The following is an 18421-nucleotide window of genomic DNA, read 5'->3' as shown; positions in this document are numbered from 1 at the left end:
GCATGTATTAGGCACGCCGCCAGCGTTCGTCCTGAGCCAAGATCAAACTCTCCAATAAAAAGTTTGCGATAAGATTGACACCGATCAATCTTATGCATATCTTAGCTTCAAAAATTGATACAGGGTTGTGAAGTCTTCTGCCGAAATCAACACGGCTTTCAACTTCTTAACCTGACATCTGTTTCAGGCTGGTTGTTTTGTTCAGTTTTCAAAGATCAATGATCGCCGTCGTTTTCAGCGACGAATTATAATTTATCATGGTTGCAACAAAAAGTCAATAACTTTTTCGATCAATTTTTTCGGCAAAGAACATTATTCTTTTGCTGACAACAAAAAATAATATAGCATAATAAACGGCTTAGTTCAATAGGTAATATAAAAAATCATTGAGCCAATTTTTATCCGTCTCAAAAAGAGTGCTTCAGCTATACACGTGCCTCCAATCATCGCCTATACTACCCACAGCAAATATGCAGGGGCACCCTTTTACAGCTTTCCGCAATCCAAGCTGTTTCTATTGGACCAACAGGTAACCTTTCTACTGATTGCCCGTCCGTTTGGGCATATACTTCATACATTCCTCTCGGCTGGCAATCCGTCGATATAAATTAAATATCGTCCGGTAACGCTCTTTCATCGCGCTTTTAACCATCTGATCAATCCGATGATCCTCCAGATCCATTAATAATTCCTCTAACTCACGTCTGATTAAATACTCCATTTCCTTCGATTCTTCATCATTAAGCAAAAATCCAAGCATCCTAACCACCCGGCCTTCTATGTTAAATCAAATGAATTGTCATTACACCGTGTTTGATGTGCATTCCATCATAATTAACTCGTACAGACTTTACTATTCCCCGAATGATGATATTTTTATCCTCTTTTTTCAACATTTCTTCTTTCTTCCTATAGAGCTTGTTCATATTAAACGGTTTCAGACATAGAATTCAATTAAGGATTGTTTTGAGAGGAATGATGGCATGGATCATTTTTATGTGATGAAAGTTAAAAAATGGAAACGTTATGCAGTGGTGGTTGCACTCGCGTTTTTTGCCGCGGTATTACTTTGGTTTGAACGGGACGGGGCTTTCTCCGTTTTATCCGATGACGAGTCATTTGCGTTAACCAAAGGGAATGCTGAGGAATCTGGGGTAGCGCTAACCTTTAATATCAGCTGGGGCGAGGAAAAAGTTCATGACATTTTGGAAGAGCTTAAGCAGCATGATGTACAAGCCACATTCTTTGTCAGCGGGGAATGGGCCGAGCGTCATCCGGATATTTTGGAAAAGATAACAGACCAAAAGCATGAACTCGGTATGCTCGGCTATCGTTATGAAAGTTACCTCGACCAGGAAGTGGATAAAGTGAGAAATGATTTATTGGAGGCAAAAGAGGTATTCGACAAGCTGGGGTATGATGATGTTGAACTGCTGCGTCCGCCCCATGGCCATTTTGACGAGGAAATTATTGAATTGGCCGAAAAACAGGGTCTTACCGTGACACATTGGAGCGTTAACCCGAATGACTGGGAAAATCCGGGAACGCAAGAAATTACCAACATGGTGATGGAACAAACAACAAATGGGGATATTATTCTCATGCACGCATCCGATTCGGTTAAACAAACAGCAAATGCATTACAGACCATTCTACCGGGACTTCAAAATAAAAAATTTCAATTCGTGACCATATCTGAGCTGATCAATCAAGCACATGCTGAATCACGGCTGACCGATTAATGTGGACTGGCATTTTAGACTGAGACACCACCAGACAAGCCCTGAGCGTAGCCAAATGTCCATTGCCAGTCGTCTTCCCTCGCCACCACAATGGAGCCCCAATGCGTTGGGACACATTGGGGCTCCCTTTTTGCTATCACGCTTTCGTTTTTCCTGTCCTGGCAGAATGATTCGATTTCGTCTCACCGTCCGTTTTCCCACTGCCTGTCAGCCGATGCAGGATGAGCAGCTGATACGTGTTGCACGCAAGCAACGGTATAATCATGAGCCAGGCATAATCGGTCCCGCTCGTGCGCAACCCCGGTACCCACTCAACTGTTGTGATAACGACCATTAGAAACAGCGCTGGGATGAAAGCTCTCCGATTTGTCTCGCGTGCTTTGATTTCCGCTACGATCCAGCCGTAACCGAGAATGGCCGCGGCCATTAATATGAACCAGAATATGGAGACATCACCATCTGTTCCACTATATGGAAAATAAACAAGGTCAAATACAACAAAAGCGATCAACAGCACTTGAACCGTCGGCCAAAATGTCCGGAACAGACTAAGCCCAAACCGATGAACGAACAAATAGGCAAAAAAACCGGTTTGACTGATGACACTGAACACAAAGCCCAGCCCGAGGAAAAAGAGGATAACCCCGAGTAGTTCAAACGCATCAAACGGACTGAAATTATTTGTATAGTAGGCCGGCTTAACAAAGAAGCTCGTGATTAACCCGGCAACACCACCAAGCAGTAACGTTTTAATAAATAAACCGACCCATTTTCGACTCGTCAATTGATTTTCCTCCCACAACTATGCTAAAAAGCATGGTAACATGCATCCTACATTTTAGCACGAACAAGGGCGTTTTTCCTTTATTAGTGATTGTATAAAAGTCGATTCAATCTCATTTTTGAACGTCCTCGATCAATACATATTTTTCAGCTTTTATCACATAGTAAATACGACAGGAAGGAGGATCTGAACCATGTTTCGGATATCTTTGATTTCCCTAATCCTGCTGTCCGTTATCGGTATTGCCGGCTGCGGTGGGCAGGGTGCCTCCGGGGAAGACGCGGATTATGATGCAACCAAAAAAATGGTTGTTGACATATTACAGACAGAAGATGGCAAAAAGGCACTCCAAGACATTATGTCGGATGATAAAATGAAACAAGAGCTGGTAATGGATTCTGATGCTGTTCAGCAATCGGTCGAGGATGTACTCTCATCAGATAAAGCCACCGATATGTGGAAAGAGGTATTCAATGACCCGTCATTCGTGAAAACATTCGCTAAATCCATGGCGGATGAGCAAAAAAAGCTGATGAAGGATCTGATGAAGGATTCGGAGTTCCAGCAGCAAATGCTTGATCTGCTGAAAGATCCCCAAATGACTGAGCAATTGGTCAGCATCCTGAAAAGTCAAGAGTTTAACCAACATCTGGAAGACACCATTCAGAAAACGTTGGAAACCCCATTATTCCAGGAGAAAATGAGCGAAATATTACTGAAAGCCGCTGAAGAACAATCCGGCCAAAAAGATCAGCAGTCCCAGGATGGCGGCGGCAATAACACCGGCGGCGGTAGCTCCGGCGGTGGGGGTGGCGGATCTGGCGGTGGAGGTGGATCCGGTGATGGCGGACCATAAGCTCATGCTCATCCCAAAAGTGATGCTTCCTCATATATCTGAAAGACGACTGTAAAAAAAGAGGTGACGACTGCCACCTCTTTTTTTATGAACCCAACAGAAGCGACGTGTTTCCGCTTTTATTCCTCCACTTTAGCCACAATTTTGGCCGCTATTTTGTGATATTCCTTTCCAAGCGGATGGTCTTCTTGGTAAACGGAAGGTGCAAATTCATCTTCATCTTCATACGGCTGCTGCAGCGGCAGCTGTCCCATCACCTTCGTTTGCAGCACGTCAGCAAGCTTCTGGCCGCCGCCATTGCCAAAGACATATTCTTTTTCCCCGGTTTTTTTACTTTCAAAGTAGGCCATGTTTTCAATGACACCGAGGATTTCATGTTCGGTTTTAATGGCCATCTGGCCTGCACGCGCTGCTACGAATGCTGCTGATGGATGTGGTGTCGTCACAATCACTTCTTTAGCCGATGGGATCAGCTCATGGACATCCATGGCAATATCCCCTGTCCCCGGTGGCAAATCAAGCAGCAGGTAGTCCAAGTCACCCCACTCTACTTCCTTGAAAAAGCTGTTCAGCATCTTCCCGAGCATCGGACCTCTCCAGATGATTGGTGAATTATCCTCAACAAAAAAGCCCATCGAAATAACCTGGATACCAAACCGTTCAACCGGAATGATTTTTTCACCGCGCACTTGCGGTCTGCTCTCAATACCCATCATGTCCGGAACACTGAAGCCGTAAATATCCGCATCAATGATGCCGACTTTTTTGCCCAGCCGCATGAGTGACATCGCGAGGTTAACAGTTACCGTTGATTTACCCACACCGCCTTTTCCGCTAGCCACTGCGATGAAGTTAGGCTGTTTGCTGACACCGAGCAAAGACTTTTCCTGCTCCGCTTCAGCTGTAGGCTGGTATTTCTGGATAATGTCATCAGGCAATTGTTCAAACCGGAGACCGACCGTTTTGGCCCCGTTTTTCTTCAAAAGACTGACAATTTCCTGTTGCAATTGCATTTGCTCAGCTGTGTTTGTTTTCGCAATACCGATTTTTACGCTGACATGCTTTTTATCTTCCTTAATCGAAATGCTTTTGACGCCGTCTGTTTCCTCCAGCGTTTTATGTATAAATGGATCCTTGACAGAGTTGAGTAGCTGCTGCACTTCTTCTTTTGATAACACGATCCGTCACCATCCCTTTCTAGCGTATCTATACAAAGTAGTCCCTTCATACTTGTGCACACCGCTAGTATAACACAAATTGTCCAAATTCTAAGTGATTTGAATCATAAAGATGTCGGATGATTATTCTTCTTCCGGATCTTCGGTAGCATAGCGCATAATCCCTTCATAAATGCTCCCGGCCATTTTTTTCTGATAGGCATCCTGTTTTAACTGTTCACGTTCCTGTTCATTGGATAAAAACCCGATTTCAATGAGTGCACCGGGCACTTCGGCATGCTTCAGCAAATAGACATTATTAAGTGCAAGCGAGGATCGTGTCGTATTGTCAAGATTGCGGGTGATTTCTGCCTGGACCACCTCTGCCAGATGCTTGCTTTTTTCCTCTTTCGGATGGTAAAACGTCTGGGCACCATGCCATTTTTCCGATGACAAGGCATTCAAATGGAGGGTGATAAAGAGATCAGCATCCTTGTCATGAATGAACTGCAGCCGCTTGCGGATGTCCTCTGCTTTCCGCCGTGACAAACCTTTCGTATCTTCCACAGCCAAATCCTTATCGTCTTCCCGCGTCAAATAGATGAGTGCCCCCGACTGCTGCAGGAAGTCACGTGTTTTTTTAGCAACCGCCAAGGCAATATCTTTTTCCAATGTATCGTCTTTTCCGACAGCTCCTCCGTCTGCGCCACCATGCCCCGGGTCAATGACAATCGTTTTTCCGGACAGTGGCAATGACCATGTTTCCCATGTTGATGCCGTTTTTTGAATCGGATATTGAATAAGTAATGCCAAAAGAACAAAACCTAATCCCCATATGATTATTTTACCGGATCGTTCCATACTGTTCGCCCCTTATTATAGTCAATATGCCTGTTTTCAATTGTATGGGACGAGTGTATCGTTTATGATAAGATATAAGTGGGTATCGCTATTTAAACATTTAAAAGTGCGTGTTCGAAAAGGAGGATAAACCGGACTTTTTGAACAACCTTTAAAAAGGGGGGATGTTCGATGGATTGGGCAGGACTTGGTGTCATCATCATTGGTTTAGCCTTACTCGGTCTCGTTTTTCTGTTGATTAAACCGCTGAAATCATTAACGGACATACTTGCCAATCTGCAGCAAACAACAAAGGCGCTTCCGGTACAGGTGGCGAATGTTTTCGAGGATACTCAAAGCACACTCAGCTCAGCTAATGGTGCCATCAGACAACTGAACGAGCAACTCAGTAAGTTGGTGCCGGTTTTTCAGATCATCAGTCATATCGGCCTGGCGCTGCAAAACCTTTTCAACGCTATGACAACGATTAATGACGAGATGAAGGCAAAAACCGATAATCCCATGATGCGCCGGTATCGTCTGGAAGGACTCTATGGTGCGATGGCGCTGGGGTATACGATACTTCAGCGCAGAAAGTAAACGACATGACAAAATCCCCTGGCATCAGGGGATTTAGTTATGTTGCTCACGCTCGTCCGCTTTTTTGTTCAAATTGCCGCTGAATCGGGCTAACGGCGAAGTCAATTTCCGCGACATTTCACCAACATCATGCGCCATATAGAACAACGGACTTAATGTACGCAGCTGGTCGTTCACTTGTGATATGGTGACATTGGTCTGATTAAGCATCTGGCCTGTTTCCCGAAAAATATCATCAAGCTGATCCGGCATTTGTTCAACCGTTTTTTCAATCCCGCGAAGCACGTTGGCCAGATTGTTCAAGGTCCAGGCCAGGTAGACAGCCACGACGAGAAACGCGACACCGATTAATATGACACCAATTCCTGTCAAACTCATAGAATCCCTCATCTCCTGTTATTGTTATTGGCGCACCTTACATTTTTTGGGGCGTGTTACCTCACTTTTTTATAAAGCTTGTACGCCACATCGACCCATTTGATCATATCTGTAGCCCGCTTCCGATACTTGGGTGATGTGAATGGGGACGCCTTTTCGGTTTGTCTGTTCAAATACCGACTTCCTTCATTGATGGAAATGCCCAAATTATCAAGGGTGGCAAACAGACTGTCGGTGGCAGCCAGTTTTTCCTGCAGGTCATCCACTGTTCGTCCGGTTTCATCGATTGTTTTGCATAATTCAGGCGTGATATGGTTCATTTTTTGCTCGACTTCGCCCAACGTTTCACTGACACTTTCCATTGTGCTGGCCGCACGCTTCAAGACAAAAGCAGCATAAATAACGACAAGCGCAAAAGCCAGAGCGCACATGAAAACGCCTATGTAAACAAAATCCATCTAATATCACCCTCCTTTGTCAAACCCATGATCAATGCACGCAGCATTATATATCAAGTTTATGACCCTGTTTATCCCGCATGTAACGGTCAGTAACCCGCCCAAAACAGCGGCTAACTGACCATAAATGTCCGATTCGGTTCGGGCCTACAGGATGTAGGTCACAAAGGCATTGCAACAGGACAAGGAAAACGTCGACAGCGATACATCGCACGAAGAAAAAGTGCTTTCCTTTTTCGAGGACGTTGCGAATTTAGCCTTTGTTCCTTATATCAGCGGGAAAAGCACCCCGCTGAATGAAGTTTCACTTTACCGTGACAATAATCCTATGACCATATATCTTTTCCAGTCTACATTATCATATTTCCCCGGATGTTTCCATTCTATGTCATCCAGCTGTAGTGGCGTTATAAACACGGACTGATCACGGAATTGGTCGTTATCCGCTTCAGCGATCAGTTCACCAGGACTTACGTCACCCGTGATTTCTACCAGCTCATCCATATGGATGCCTTTTTCAACAGGTTGCTTAACAAGCAGTCCCTTACTGGTCATTTTCCATAAATGGCTGCCGAAAAGCTGCTCCGACATGACTGCCGTAGTGCCAAGTGATTCTTCGGTGGTAATGGACAGGTCGGCATGGTAGCCGGGTAATAAATCGTCCAATGGCGATTGTTCTGCTTCCGCTGTTTCTGCCGGGGTGTCTGATTCTTCAACCGGGTCCGCATCATCAGAGGAGGGCCCACCGGTTTCGCCTGCTGTATCTGCTGAACCCTCAGCTTCCTCCGCGGATTCTCCAATGCGTTCGGTTGATTCGGCTGCTTCTTCGCCGTCTTGTGTAGCACGGGAGGCTGCTTCCCCTCCGTCTTCTACAGCTGGCGCCGATGATTCCATCTCCTCTGTAAACGTCGCTGCAAACGGATAAACACTTGTACCATGGACTGTGACGGTATCCGGTTGATCACTGAGCTCATTGACTGTTCCTTGCAAGACAGTATCATTTTTACGGATAGCAATCTCAACAGGCATGTCCAGCTCAACGTCCATCCGTTCCTCTTCGGTTAAGTCACCTTCTGCCTGTAGCTTAAGGTCGCGAATCGTGATCACTGGGTTGGCCAGTGATTCGGATACAGTCGTCACGACCCCCTGATAGGGGCTTTCAACTGTGATCGTCTCCCCCGTGGATTCCAGATCCGACAGCTGTGCTTGGATGGTTTGTAGCTCAGCTTCTTTCTGCGCACGTTCTTTTTCCTTTTCCGTCATATACTGTTCTTTCATATAGTTGGCATCAACTGATCGGGCCGTTATCTCAAGGACGCTATTGTCTCCTTCAAGTGTTGTGTCCATATCGGTTTCCGGAATCGGGTGAGCGGCAATCGACGCTACTGCCGCTTCAATCGCCTGGATGTCACTGGTCAGTCGTTGCTGCTCGCTCTCCAGTTCAGCCTTTGTGGTGGCATAGTGATCCACCTCATAGGAAAACAGCTGATCACCGGGATTCACAACAGATCCCGCTTCAGCCAAAAATTCCCGAAAACTTCCTTTGTCACTGTCGAAGTAAACATGTTTTTCCTCAACTGTCGACAGCACACCAGCCGTTTCAACCGTCTCAAACAAATCGTCTTCAAATGTTTCCGACCAGTCTTTTATATAAGATAATCGTGCCACTTTATCGCCATCATCCAAATAGACCAGTAAACTATTGATCGCAACAAACAAAATCACAGCCATCCAAATAAGTCTTCTCCGTCTCATCCAAACCACCCGCTTACCAAGTGACGATCCAGAAAGGCCAAAGCTGCCGTGCCAGCCCAATAAAGAATATGTATACCAATCACACTCAGCCAGATCCAGTATTTCCTAATCGATGATAGGTAGCCCAGGCACCTCGCTTGAAACCAGATGATCCATAACTGGAACAGGGAGATAGCACCGAAAAAGAAAATCACCCATGTAGCTTCCGTCATATAAGATGTGATAATGCCGAACGACCATGGTGATACAAACCAGTCCAGCCCGAAAAAGACAGCAAGCGGTATCCATAATAGACGCTCAATCAACATAACAAAAAGGACACTTTGCTGGATAATGATCAGTTTTCGATAAGGTATATCTGTCACAGCATAAAATATTAACGATGAGCCAAATAAAACCAATAAAGCAAAGCCAACAGCGAAAATCATCCGGCCAAGCACAAACCAAACCTTGGCCGCCTCGTACTGAAACGGGGTTAAGGACGCCGCTTCAGCTGAAAGTATATTGGACCCGATACCAAGCGTCGCCATCCAGCCATAGACGACGATGGTGCCCATCATAAGCAGCATCGTTATGTTCCACACATTTTTTAGCGATTCCGCTTTTTTGAGCCGGTACAAATGATCCTCAACCGGAAAGAAAAATTTGATTGGGTTCGTATAATAGAGCATGGGCGACAGTCCTTTAGTCAATAATCGTCCTGTTAACTTACTATCTATTTTAACGCAATTTACGAAAATATCACACTCATTCTATCAGTTTTTGCCATTATGGGTCCTATTTCCCAGATAATTAAAAGAAGTCAGGGAAATATGTCTGCTGCTGCGGAATGACGTTTTCCAGTTGTTCGACGGAATATTTGTCCCCGTGAATAAGGCCGGCATTATAAAGCTCGAGCGGCCGGCTGAAGCCTGTGACCATTGACGTAAGCTGCTGCACGCCGCAATGAATGCTGCCCGCCTGGCCATGAATGTCAGTCCGTAAGTGTGTCACGTTCGTATCAGGCCCGATGTGTGACAACTGATAAGTCCCGTTGTTTTCCGGCAAAAATGGATCAGCGATATGCAGGGTTACCGATTCAGCTGACCCCGGAAGAAAGGGATATTGTTTTAAAAAGGCTTGGACATCCACAATCCGCGCCATGAAATAAGGTTTGATCGTTTGCTCGAAACGCGGTTCGTCGACCAATAACGGCAAATGATCGTTTTCCGGCACGGCCATTTCCACCGTATCCACCATCGAATCATGATTGGCGATAAAATGAAGCAGCAGCTTATGCGCATTCGGTGTGTTGTATACCAGTTCATGAACCGTCAATCGCCCATTCTTCACGTTATAAAGCAGATATCCTTCTGCCTGTCCATATGTGCTGTAAGCTGCTGCCTGATGCCATTTCCCTTGCAAAACACGCTGTGTCCACCATTTATCATCACGGACAAGCGTCCCATTGAACTGTTTGGCATAAGCCGTATAAATGCTGTCCAAAGCCGGAATATCATCGTTCATACGGCGAACATAGCCCTTAGCGCCCCATTCACGCTTTAAACGATCAATTGGCATGGTGTATGTCTTTTGCGAAAACGTGTGCTCCCAGCCGTACTTCCGGTAAAAAGCAAACGAAAACGGGTGGAGAAACGAAAGGGTCTGGCCATTTGTACGCATATGCTTGAGGGCGTAGTACAGCAATTGTTTCACAGCGCCCTGCCTGCGGTATTCCGGCCATGTCGCCACAGAACTGATACCGCCCATATCGAATGTTTTCCCATTAATATAGCAGGCCAATGGTATCAGGTGCAATTTGGCTGCAAGGCGGTCATCATCCATTAACCCCCAAATGATGTGCCGTTTCGCTTCTACTTGTTTCTTGCTCAACGCATCACCTGACAGCTCGTATTGAAAAGCAAATTGTGATAAGGCAAAAATGTCATCCGCGTCTGTTTCGACGTCTAACCGTCTGATGTCTGCCAATATGGATCCCTCCTGTGCTGTTTTGTTAATGATACAAGGGTTTCGGATAAAATGAAACGGGTCGATTGAACAACAGCTAATAAAAACTCGGCTCCCGCTTCGTGTTTCTAGAGGTCAGAGATTTGAAGAAATCAGTGTGTTAGCCGATTTAGGTGTTGAAAACGTCGTCCAACATTTTATACGTCTTTTTATTTTGTTTCTATATGAAAAAGAGAAATGAATTGGTCTTTTTTAAACTTATGAACAAAAATTCTTGTTTTTTTCGTTAAGATTAACTTCTGGAAATTGGTTTGAGGTAAAGAAAACCCTTGATATCACAGGGTTTTCTTTATAAAAACGAAGGTAATCATGGATATTTATGTTATAATAGGAGATAGATACTCATTCAATTTATCATCCTTGATGAAGGATAGGGCGGTTGGCGTTATCCCCGAGAGAGGGTGATGCCATGACAACTTTTGAAGTTCTGACGCTGATGGTTTCGTCTTGTACGATGGTCATAGCGCTGATTGCAGTTGTTGTCGCTATTTTTGACACAAAAAAATAGCCCCCCTGTTCAGCAGATGGGTAAGGGCTATTTTTTCTTTCTAAAGATCAGATAACGCCAATCCCCTATCAAGAGAATGGGTATCTACGGCCACAGTGGGAGCTGTGGTTTTTTATATGAATTTCTATTTATAGTATACCACATTTTCACAAAAAATACACGGGGTGAATTCATTTGTGCAAAGCACGGCTTATTTTACGAATCAACACCGGCGCGCACGCAATGACCGGAATTCATCAACGTAATTTGCATGATGGTCCAGAAGTACGCGCAGGCTGTCGGCAGCAACGGTATAAAATCATACCCTTTCCATTCTCCCTTTTTCGTTATTCCTCCCATTGTCACCAACATATGGACATGCGGATTAAAATTCACTCTCGAACCAAATGTATGTAAACCGGCTATAATACCCGGTTTCACCTTTGCCTTCTTGCCAAAGAAGTCCGAAATCAATCTGGCAGCCTCATCCATCAATGGCTTTAAGAGATGTCGATGTAACAGAAATATATCGCGCAAACCCTCATCAATCGTAAAGATGACATGGCGGTGATTGACTTGCAGCACGTCCTCCATAAGCAGACGACTCCATTCCTCACTCTCGCCCAGTGAGCAGGTTGTACAAAAGCGCCCTTTGCACCAATAAGGTACTTTTCGAACATCATGGCAGCCTTCACAAACAAAGAGTTTAAATCCATTTTTCGAATGCCCGCATTGAAAAAACCCTCTCTGCTTTATAAGAGCAAAGAGGGCAAACCCTTGATATATAAGGTTTATTACCGTTTTGAAAATTGTGGTGAACGACGGGCACTTTTGAGACCGTATTTTTTACGCTCAGTCATACGTGCATCACGTGTCAGATAACCTTCACGCTTCAGTGTTGCACGGTATTCCGGATCAGCTTCCAGCAGTGCACGAGCGATGCCGTGGCGGATGGCACCAGCCTGGCCTGTAAAGCCTCCTCCGTCTACGTTGACCAGCACATCATACGTCCCTTCTGTTTCAGTCGCATTAAGCGGCTGATTAAGGATGATGCGCTGTGTTTCATATGGGAAATAGTCTTCTGCATTGCGTTTGTTGATGACAACACGGCCGGTTCCCGGGACAAGACGAACCCGTGCCGTTGATTTTTTACGGCGTCCGGTGCCGTAATATTGTACTTGTGCCAAATTGATTTACCTCCTTTTGATTAACCGCGAAGCTCGTAAACTTCCGGTTTTTGTGCTTGATGATTATGCTCAGCGTCTCTGTAGACGTGTAGTTTTTTACCCATTTTCCGACCTAAAGGGCCTTTAGGAAGCATGCCTTTGATGGTTGTCTCCAGCATTTTTTCCGGGTAGCGTGTACGCATTTCGTTTGCAGAGCGTGCTTTCAGTCCACCTGGGTGGTTTGAATGGCGGTAATACATTTTATCCGTCAGTTTGTTGCCGGTCAATTCCACTTTGTCAGCATTGATAATGATGACATGGTCACCAGTATCGGCATGTGGTGTATACGTTGGTTTATGTTTGCCGCGTAGGATGGCAGCAACTTCACTTGCCAAACGGCCAAGACGTTTGCCTTCAGCATCCACAACCAACCATTTGCGTTCAATATTCGCTTCATTTGCCATGAACGTTGTGCGCATGGTGATTTCCCTCCGTTTACAATCAATTCGTTATCATTGTCGTCTTATTTTATATTTCATCACAATTAGTTTCCGGGGCTAATCGTGGTTCAAATAAAAATGCCATAAATCATCATATACCAGAACCGTATGGATGTCAAGCTTTACAGGCGGTTTTCTAAAAGACTGTTGCTTAGTATCACCGCAGCTGACAGACACTTCGTTTTAACCTGAATTGTCACAGCTTGTCGATTATTTCCCGGGAAATTGCAGCAATATAGCTACTGTGTTGACAAGCTACGACGAGCCGTCCGTATACCTTACCTGCCATAAATACAATCCTTGCGGTGGCAATGTATCGCCACCGGCCTGCCGGTCTTTCATGGCAAATAACGCTGCGATGTCAGACGGATTTTGCTTCCCTCTCCCGACATCAAGCAGTGTGCCAACAATGATCCGGACCATATTATATAAAAAACCATTTCCTCTTAACACAAATTCAATCTCACTACCATTCAGCTGACAGGACACCTCATATAACGTCCGTATCCGGCTGCCTTTAATATCAGCTTTAGCTGAGGAAAAAGTGGTGAAGTCGTGTGTGCCTTCGAAAAACTTTCCCGCTTCCTGCATTTTTTTAATATCGACTTGATAGGGATAATGATATAAATAGTTTTGTTTAAACACATCCGGTTCCGCGTCATTTAAAATATAATAGCGGTATTCTTTTTCCAACACATCAAACCGGGCATGGAATGAATCCGGCACCTGTTCTGTTTTGTCCACATGGATATCGGGAGGAAGCAATGAATTAATTGCCCGTTTCCAGTCAGCAGGCGTCAAGCGGTAATCTGTCTCAAAATGTGCTGTTTGTGCCTTGGCGTGGACTCCTTTATCAGTCCTTCCCGATGGGTGGATCGGTATATGGGCACCCTTATGAATTTTGGCGAGTGCTTTTTCCAACTCTCCTTGCACCGTCCGTACCTGCGGCTGAATCTGCAAACCTGAAAAATTAGTGCCATCATAGCTGAACACACATTTGATTTTTGCCATACGTCCTCCAGCTCTTTCTTAATAATGCCGTGCCATAAACAGTGCGGCGACGACCAGAATGAATAAAAGAAATATCATAACGTCACGCTTATTCAATTTCAGCTCGCGCAATTTTGTCCGTCCTTCACCGCCCTGATAGCCGCGGGCCTCCATGGCCATAGCCAGTTCCTCCGCCCGTTTGAACGCACTGACAAACAGCGGTACCAACAATGGCACGACGGCTTTAATTCGCTCTTTGATTGGGCCGGTTCGGAAATCAACGCCACGGGATGCCTGGGCCTTTGATATCTTATCCGTTTCCTGCATGAGCGTCGGGATAAACCTTAGTGAAATCGACATCATTAGTGCTAATTCATGAACGGGGAATTTCACCTTCTTCAGCGGGTTGAGCATGTCTTCAATCGCATCGGTAATTTCAATTGGTGTAGTCGTCAGTGTCAGTAAGGATGTCACCAGAATCAGCAGGAAAAACCGCATCGATATGGCAAACCCTTGAATGAGTGCGCCTGAATAAATGTTAAACCCCAACAAATCAATCAGGACAACCCCTTCATTCGTTACGATCAAATGCAGAATGAACGTAAATCCAATCAGAAACCAGACGGGTGTTAGGCCTTTTAAAATATAGCGGATGGGGATCCGTGTCGTCAGCATGCTGCCAAGGGCAAAGAGTGTCAGAACACTATAACTTAATAACGAGTTGGCTAAAAATACAATGAAAACAAAGAAAAAAATGACCGTGATCTTCGTCCTTGGGTCCAGTCGGTGAACAAGGGATTCACCCGGTACATACTGACCGATTATCAATGCATTATTCATGTAGCCCGGCCCCCTCCAGAATCTCCCGGATCTCCCCGGCGAGTTCGGCTGCCGACTGCCGCCGAAAAGGGATCCCGTGATCGAACTTGTCCGCAAATGCGTTGATGAATTGTACCATTTCCGGTACATCCAGCTGGACGTTATGCAGTGCTTCTTTCTTTGTCAGCACGTCTTCCGGTTTTCCTTCCATGTATTTGGTGCCGTTATTCAAAATCATGACGTTATCAGCATATTTGACGGCATCTTCCATACTGTGCGTCACCAGAATGGTCGTCAGGTTCTGTCGCTGATGCAGATCATAAAACATATCCATCATGTCACGCTGCCCCCGCGGATCAAGGCCTGCTGTCGGTTCATCCAGGATCAGCACATCCGGTTTTGTGGCCAATACACCAGCAATCGCCACACGGCGCATCTGGCCCCCGCTCAAATCAAACGGGGAGCGATCCAGCAGTTCATCGGGCAATCCCACCTCCGAGGTGATCGCCTCAATCCGATTTTCAATCTCTTTCTGGGGTACCCCGAAATTTTCCGGACCAAAGGCAATGTCCTTCCTGACCGTCTCCTCAAATAACTGATGTTCCGGATATTGAAACACTACGCCAACACGGCTGCGCAATGTCTTCATATTGCTTGGTTTTTTGTCATGCGTTAATCGATAGTCGCCAATGATGACCTCGCCTTCACTCGGACGTATCAAGCCATTCAAGTGCTGAATCAGTGTAGATTTGCCGGAGCCGGTATGACCGATGACCGCCGTAAATGCGCCGGATGGGATGTGAAATGAGAGATCATCAACTGCCTTGTGGGCAAAAGGTGTCTTTTCCTGATAAATATAACTTACATTGTTGAACGTGATATCCATAGTTCCTCCAGCAGCTCTTCGTGATTCAAGGCTTCATTGGCAACCGGCAGCCCCGCTTTTCTCAGCTCATCGGACAGAATCGCGATGAATGGTACATCCAAACCAATTTGACGCAGTTCCGCTTTTTTGGCAAAGATGTCCCGTGGTGCAGCTTCATCCCAGATTTCACCCTCATTCATGACAATGACCCGTTCAGCCTGGACGACCTCGTGCAGATCATGCGTAATCGTGATCAGCGACAGGTTACGTTGTGCCTGTACATCGGTTACGGTTTTCATGATCTCTGTCCGGCCTTTCGGATCAAGCATTGCGGTCGCTTCATCGAGGATCAGCACATTTGGGAAAATGGCCAGCACACCGGCAATTGCCACCCGTTGTTTCTGGCCGCCGGAAAGCTTGTGTGGCTCAGTCAGCTGGTATTCCTGCATGCCCACAGCTGATAAGGCTTCATCAATCCGCTTAACCATATCACTTCTTGGTATCCCACGGTTCTCCATCCCAAAGGCGACATCATCCTGTACGGTTGTCCCGACAAACTGGTTGTCCGGATTTTGGAACACCATGCCAACATCCCGGCGAATCTCCCAAATCGATTCCCTGGTTACGGTGCGACCATTGATGATAATTTCCCCCTCTTGCGGAAACAGTAGGCCATTCATCAATTTTGCGATGGTCGACTTGCCTGATCCATTGTGCCCGATAATCGCCATGGCTTCATTTTTATAGATTTCAAACGAACAATTTTTTAACACCCAGGGGTGCTCGGCGCCGTATCTGAATGATACATTTTTAAATTCAACCAGTTTATCCCGCACCTCGGCTCTCCTCTCTATTGCAACTCCGCTGAAATCGTCTGCCTCAATTTACTTTTTCCAGAGAAAGCTTCTTCTTAAAGAAACTTCTGGCTTGTTTTAATCAAACGTAAACGCTGTTCGGTTAATTTATGATCCATTTTAATGCAAAAGCTCTTTTCGCACATTTTGTTAAGCTTTAACCTTCGCAGTCGATATAAATTGCGACACAGTGAAAAAGGATATTTGAGTGCTGTGATACCGCTCCGGAAATACACTACGCTTTCCGCGGGCGGCTGATGAGCCTCCTCGTGCTCGTCACGTTGCAAGCTATTTCGGTGAGGCATACGCTCCTCGCAGAAAAGATTGCTCGTCGCACTGCGGGGTCTCACCGATGCCTTTGTTCCCGTAGGATCTCCGTGTATTTCCTCCGCTGGTATTGACGTTCTACATATTGAATGTTGAAAACCTGGAAAAAGTGTTAACGGGTTTTCTTTCACTATGGCAGAACACAATATTAAGCTGCGGAAAAATGCGAGACTCCTGCGGGAAAGGAACAGTCTGAAGACCCCGCAGCGAGCGGTTTTTGCGAGCGAGGAGGCTGAAGCGTTCCCCGCGGAAAGCGAGTATTTTTCCGCAGCGACGAACTAGCACTCAGCCCCGATAGACTTGGAGGAAGACTTTCCAGCAGTTACGTCGCATTTTATGGATTTTGTATCAAAGCCATAAGCTTTTTAAAAACAGCCGATGCAAAAAAAGGGCCTGGATTCACCTCGTGGAAGAGATTCTGTCCTGCCCTTATCATATCGGCTGTATTAAACCAGTTCAATGATCGCCATTTTTGCACCATCACCCTGACGAGGCCCCAACTTAAGGACACGTGTATAACCGCCCTGTCTTTCCTCATAGCGTGCAGCGATGTCATCAAACAATTTTTGGAGAACTTTTTCATCCTCATTTGCCTCCTGATCATACAGGAAAGCTGCTGCTTGGCGACGCGCATGAAGATCACCGCGTTTGCCAAGTGTGATCATTTTTTCTGCCGTTGATTTCAGATCTTTGGCTTTTGCTTCTGTCGTTTCAATCCGTTCATGGATAATTAAATCCGTTGTCAGGTTACGAAGCATAGCCGTACGATGATCTGTTTGACGTCCTAACTTTCTGGCCATGGACTATCCCTCCCTTAAATGAAAATCTCAAGATGCCGTTTCATCATGTCGATCAGTCGTCGTCACGCAAACCCAAACCAAGGTCTTCCAATTTTTCTTTCACTTCTTCCAGCGATTTGCGGCCCAGGTTACGCACTTTCATCATATCTTCTTCCGATTTGTTGGAAAGCTCCTGAACCGTATTGATGCCGGCACGTTTCAAGCAATTATAGGATCTTACCGATAGATCAAGTTCTTCAATGGTCATCTCCATGACTTTCTCTTTCTGGTCTTCCTCTTTTTCGACCATGATTTCCGCTTTTTTCGCTTCATCCGTCAGACCGACAAAGATATCAAGATGCTCATTGAACACTTTCGCCCCTAAGGAAACGGCTTCTTCAGGGCGGATGCTTCCATCTGTCCAAACATCCATTGTCAGCTTGTCATAGTTGGTGATTTGTCCGACACGGGTGTTCTCCACCTGATACGTGACACGCGACACTGGTGTGAAAATAGAATCAACCGGGATGACACCAATCGGCTGTTCATCACGTTTATTGGCTTCGGCCGGGCGATAACCGCGGCCCCGCTCTGCTGTAATCTTCATATGCAGACTGGCATTGCCGTTAATGGTGGCAATAATTAGATCCGGATTCAATACCTCAACATCGCTGTCATAGGTCAAATCGGCAGCCGTAACTTTTCCTTCACCCTGCACATCAATCTCCAATGTTTTCACATCATCCGAATAAACCTTCAATGCAAGCTTCTTCAAATTCAAAATAATCGATGTCACATCTTCAACAACCCCTTCGATTGTTGAAAATTCATGATGAACACCATCAATTTGAACAGCTGTCACAGCAGAACCCGGAAGTGAGGATAGCAGGATACGACGCAAGGAGTTTCCTAGAGTAGTACCATATCCACGTTCAAGCGGCTCGACGACGAACTTCCCAAATTTGGCATCATCGGTGATCTCTACCGTTTCGATTCCCGGTTTTTCAATTTCGATCATTCTGCAAAACCCTCCTTTAAAACGTCGAAATCCCGGCTA

The 18421-nt window shown here is 45.6% G+C and carries 21 protein-coding genes and 1 pseudogene; 4 read left to right on the top strand and 18 right to left on the bottom strand.

The genetic code is table 11. From position 1 onward, the window contains the following. Positions 1-538: 538 nt before the first annotated feature. The gene (locus ACFQ4A_RS18220; protein ID WP_382402817.1) at positions 539-760 is read right to left on the bottom strand and encodes a hypothetical protein; all 222 of its coding nucleotides are present in this window, start codon (positions 758-760) and stop codon (positions 539-541) included. Between the two features lie 223 nt (positions 761-983). Between ACFQ4A_RS18220 and pdaB the strand changes: the two genes are divergently transcribed. Then, the gene (pdaB, locus tag ACFQ4A_RS18215) at positions 984-1742 is read left to right on the top strand and encodes a polysaccharide deacetylase family sporulation protein PdaB (RefSeq protein ID WP_382402816.1); all 759 of its coding nucleotides are present in this window, start codon (positions 984-986) and stop codon (positions 1740-1742) included. 136 nt (positions 1743-1878) lie between these two features. Here pdaB and ACFQ4A_RS18210 read toward each other — a convergent pair whose 3' ends face one another. Next, positions 1879-2526, bottom strand: coding sequence for a KinB-signaling pathway activation protein (locus ACFQ4A_RS18210; RefSeq protein ID WP_382402815.1), 648 nt, complete (start codon positions 2524-2526; stop codon positions 1879-1881). Positions 2527-2719: 193 nt separating this feature from the next. On the opposite strand from ACFQ4A_RS18210, the gene gerD reads away from it, so the two are divergent. Then, the gene (gene gerD / locus ACFQ4A_RS18205; protein ID WP_382402814.1) at positions 2720-3382 is read left to right on the top strand and encodes a spore germination lipoprotein GerD; all 663 of its coding nucleotides are present in this window, start codon (positions 2720-2722) and stop codon (positions 3380-3382) included. Positions 3383-3501: 119 nt separating this feature from the next. Here the strand turns inward: gerD and ACFQ4A_RS18200 are convergent, their stop codons facing one another. Both ACFQ4A_RS18200 and cwlD read right to left on the bottom strand, forming a co-directional pair. Next, on the bottom strand, positions 3502-4560 hold the full coding sequence (locus ACFQ4A_RS18200; protein WP_382402813.1) for an Mrp/NBP35 family ATP-binding protein: 1059 nt from the start codon (positions 4558-4560) through the stop codon (positions 3502-3504). A 123-nt stretch (positions 4561-4683) separates the two neighbouring features. Then, positions 4684-5400 carry an N-acetylmuramoyl-L-alanine amidase CwlD gene (gene cwlD, locus ACFQ4A_RS18195; protein WP_382402812.1) on the bottom strand — a complete coding sequence of 239 codons (717 nt, stop codon included), beginning with the start codon at positions 5398-5400 and terminating at the stop codon, positions 4684-4686. Between the two features lie 171 nt (positions 5401-5571). On the opposite strand from cwlD, the gene ACFQ4A_RS18190 reads away from it, so the two are divergent. Next, the gene (locus tag ACFQ4A_RS18190; RefSeq protein WP_382402811.1) at positions 5572-5979 is read left to right on the top strand and encodes a DUF948 domain-containing protein; all 408 of its coding nucleotides are present in this window, start codon (positions 5572-5574) and stop codon (positions 5977-5979) included. Positions 5980-6012: 33 nt separating this feature from the next. On the opposite strand, the gene ACFQ4A_RS18185 is transcribed toward ACFQ4A_RS18190, so the two are convergent. The 5 genes from ACFQ4A_RS18185 to ACFQ4A_RS18165 all read right to left on the bottom strand — a co-directional run bounded on the left by ACFQ4A_RS18185 (position 6013) and on the right by ACFQ4A_RS18165 (position 10538). Next, on the bottom strand, positions 6013-6357 hold the full coding sequence (locus ACFQ4A_RS18185; protein WP_382402810.1) for a DUF948 domain-containing protein: 345 nt from the start codon (positions 6355-6357) through the stop codon (positions 6013-6015). A gap of 56 nt (positions 6358-6413) precedes the next feature. Continuing rightward, positions 6414-6815, bottom strand: coding sequence for a DUF948 domain-containing protein (locus ACFQ4A_RS18180; RefSeq protein WP_382402809.1), 402 nt, complete (start codon positions 6813-6815; stop codon positions 6414-6416). A gap of 309 nt (positions 6816-7124) precedes the next feature. Further along, positions 7125-8570, bottom strand: a complete 1446-nt coding sequence (locus ACFQ4A_RS18175; protein WP_382402808.1) for a hypothetical protein — start codon at positions 8568-8570, stop codon at positions 7125-7127. Then, entirely contained in the window at positions 8567-9241 is a 675-nt protein-coding gene (locus ACFQ4A_RS18170; RefSeq protein ID WP_382402807.1) for a hypothetical protein, read from the bottom strand. Before ACFQ4A_RS18170 ends, ACFQ4A_RS18175 begins: the two co-directional genes overlap by 4 nt. 121 nt (positions 9242-9362) lie before the next feature. Beyond that, positions 9363-10538: a GNAT family N-acetyltransferase gene (locus ACFQ4A_RS18165; protein ID WP_382402806.1), complete on the bottom strand. Its 1176-nt coding sequence runs from the start codon at positions 10536-10538 to the stop codon at positions 9363-9365. 448 nt (positions 10539-10986) lie between these two features. Here ACFQ4A_RS18165 and ACFQ4A_RS18160 point away from each other — a divergent pair, with 448 nt between their 5' ends. Beyond that, positions 10987-11085 carry a putative holin-like toxin gene (locus tag ACFQ4A_RS18160; protein ID WP_382402805.1) on the top strand — a complete coding sequence of 33 codons (99 nt, stop codon included), beginning with the start codon at positions 10987-10989 and terminating at the stop codon, positions 11083-11085. A 288-nt stretch (positions 11086-11373) separates the two neighbouring features. On the opposite strand, the pseudogene ACFQ4A_RS18155 reads toward ACFQ4A_RS18160, so the two are convergent. From ACFQ4A_RS18155 to ACFQ4A_RS18115, 9 genes and pseudogenes are all read right to left on the bottom strand, one after another. After that, positions 11374-11805: pseudogene (locus tag ACFQ4A_RS18155) on the bottom strand (IS91 family transposase); the annotation flags it as partial. Between the two features lie 53 nt (positions 11806-11858). Continuing rightward, positions 11859-12251: a 30S ribosomal protein S9 gene (rpsI, locus tag ACFQ4A_RS18150; protein ID WP_382402804.1), complete on the bottom strand. Its 393-nt coding sequence runs from the start codon at positions 12249-12251 to the stop codon at positions 11859-11861. 20 nt (positions 12252-12271) lie between these two features. Beyond that, positions 12272-12709, bottom strand: coding sequence for a 50S ribosomal protein L13 (gene rplM, locus ACFQ4A_RS18145; protein WP_382402803.1), 438 nt, complete (start codon positions 12707-12709; stop codon positions 12272-12274). A gap of 276 nt (positions 12710-12985) precedes the next feature. Further along, positions 12986-13741, bottom strand: a complete 756-nt coding sequence (gene truA / locus ACFQ4A_RS18140; RefSeq protein ID WP_382402802.1) for a tRNA pseudouridine(38-40) synthase TruA — start codon at positions 13739-13741, stop codon at positions 12986-12988. Between the two features lie 18 nt (positions 13742-13759). Next, entirely contained in the window at positions 13760-14560 is an 801-nt protein-coding gene (locus ACFQ4A_RS18135) for an energy-coupling factor transporter transmembrane component T family protein (RefSeq protein ID WP_382402801.1), read from the bottom strand. After that, positions 14553-15425 (bottom strand): energy-coupling factor ABC transporter ATP-binding protein, encoded by an 873-nt coding sequence (locus tag ACFQ4A_RS18130; RefSeq protein WP_382402800.1) that lies wholly within the window; start codon positions 15423-15425, stop codon positions 14553-14555. The genes ACFQ4A_RS18135 and ACFQ4A_RS18130 overlap by 8 nt, the downstream gene beginning before the upstream one ends. Next, the gene (locus tag ACFQ4A_RS18125) at positions 15401-16240 is read right to left on the bottom strand and encodes an energy-coupling factor ABC transporter ATP-binding protein (RefSeq protein WP_382402799.1); all 840 of its coding nucleotides are present in this window, start codon (positions 16238-16240) and stop codon (positions 15401-15403) included. The genes ACFQ4A_RS18130 and ACFQ4A_RS18125 overlap by 25 nt, the downstream gene beginning before the upstream one ends. Before the next feature lie 791 nt (positions 16241-17031). Continuing rightward, positions 17032-17385, bottom strand: coding sequence for a 50S ribosomal protein L17 (rplQ, locus tag ACFQ4A_RS18120; RefSeq protein ID WP_382402798.1), 354 nt, complete (start codon positions 17383-17385; stop codon positions 17032-17034). Between the two features lie 52 nt (positions 17386-17437). Beyond that, entirely contained in the window at positions 17438-18382 is a 945-nt protein-coding gene (locus tag ACFQ4A_RS18115) for a DNA-directed RNA polymerase subunit alpha (RefSeq protein WP_382402797.1), read from the bottom strand. Positions 18383-18421: the final 39 nt, after the last annotated feature.

It is taken from the genome of Lentibacillus salinarum, assembly GCF_042679865.1.
Lineage (GTDB): Bacteria > Bacillota > Bacilli > Bacillales > Amphibacillaceae > Lentibacillus > Lentibacillus salinarum.
This window is presented reverse-complemented; position numbering and strand designations above follow the sequence as displayed.

Excerpts from the sequence above, each read along its gene's own strand:
- ACFQ4A_RS18220 (WP_382402817.1), bottom strand. The coding sequence starts at position 760 with ATGCTTGGATTTTTGCTTAATGATGAAGAATCGAAGGAAATGGAGTAT.
- pdaB (WP_382402816.1), top strand. The coding sequence starts at position 984 with ATGGATCATTTTTATGTGATGAAAGTTAAAAAATGGAAACGTTATGCA.
- gerD (WP_382402814.1), top strand. The coding sequence starts at position 2,720 with ATGTTTCGGATATCTTTGATTTCCCTAATCCTGCTGTCCGTTATCGGT.
- cwlD (WP_382402812.1), bottom strand. The coding sequence starts at position 5,400 with ATGGAACGATCCGGTAAAATAATCATATGGGGATTAGGTTTTGTTCTT.
- ACFQ4A_RS18190 (WP_382402811.1), top strand. The coding sequence starts at position 5,572 with ATGGATTGGGCAGGACTTGGTGTCATCATCATTGGTTTAGCCTTACTC.
- ACFQ4A_RS18185 (WP_382402810.1), bottom strand. The coding sequence starts at position 6,357 with ATGAGTTTGACAGGAATTGGTGTCATATTAATCGGTGTCGCGTTTCTC.
- ACFQ4A_RS18180 (WP_382402809.1), bottom strand. The coding sequence starts at position 6,815 with ATGGATTTTGTTTACATAGGCGTTTTCATGTGCGCTCTGGCTTTTGCG.
- ACFQ4A_RS18175 (WP_382402808.1), bottom strand. The coding sequence starts at position 8,570 with ATGAGACGGAGAAGACTTATTTGGATGGCTGTGATTTTGTTTGTTGCG.
- ACFQ4A_RS18170 (WP_382402807.1), bottom strand. The coding sequence starts at position 9,241 with ATGCTCTATTATACGAACCCAATCAAATTTTTCTTTCCGGTTGAGGAT.
- ACFQ4A_RS18160 (WP_382402805.1), top strand. The coding sequence starts at position 10,987 with ATGACAACTTTTGAAGTTCTGACGCTGATGGTTTCGTCTTGTACGATG.
- rplM (WP_382402803.1), bottom strand. The coding sequence starts at position 12,709 with ATGCGCACAACGTTCATGGCAAATGAAGCGAATATTGAACGCAAATGG.
- truA (WP_382402802.1), bottom strand. The coding sequence starts at position 13,741 with ATGGCAAAAATCAAATGTGTGTTCAGCTATGATGGCACTAATTTTTCA.
- ACFQ4A_RS18135 (WP_382402801.1), bottom strand. The coding sequence starts at position 14,560 with ATGAATAATGCATTGATAATCGGTCAGTATGTACCGGGTGAATCCCTT.
- ACFQ4A_RS18130 (WP_382402800.1), bottom strand. The coding sequence starts at position 15,425 with ATGGATATCACGTTCAACAATGTAAGTTATATTTATCAGGAAAAGACA.
- rplQ (WP_382402798.1), bottom strand. The coding sequence starts at position 17,385 with ATGGCCAGAAAGTTAGGACGTCAAACAGATCATCGTACGGCTATGCTT.
- ACFQ4A_RS18115 (WP_382402797.1), bottom strand. The coding sequence starts at position 18,382 with ATGATCGAAATTGAAAAACCGGGAATCGAAACGGTAGAGATCACCGAT.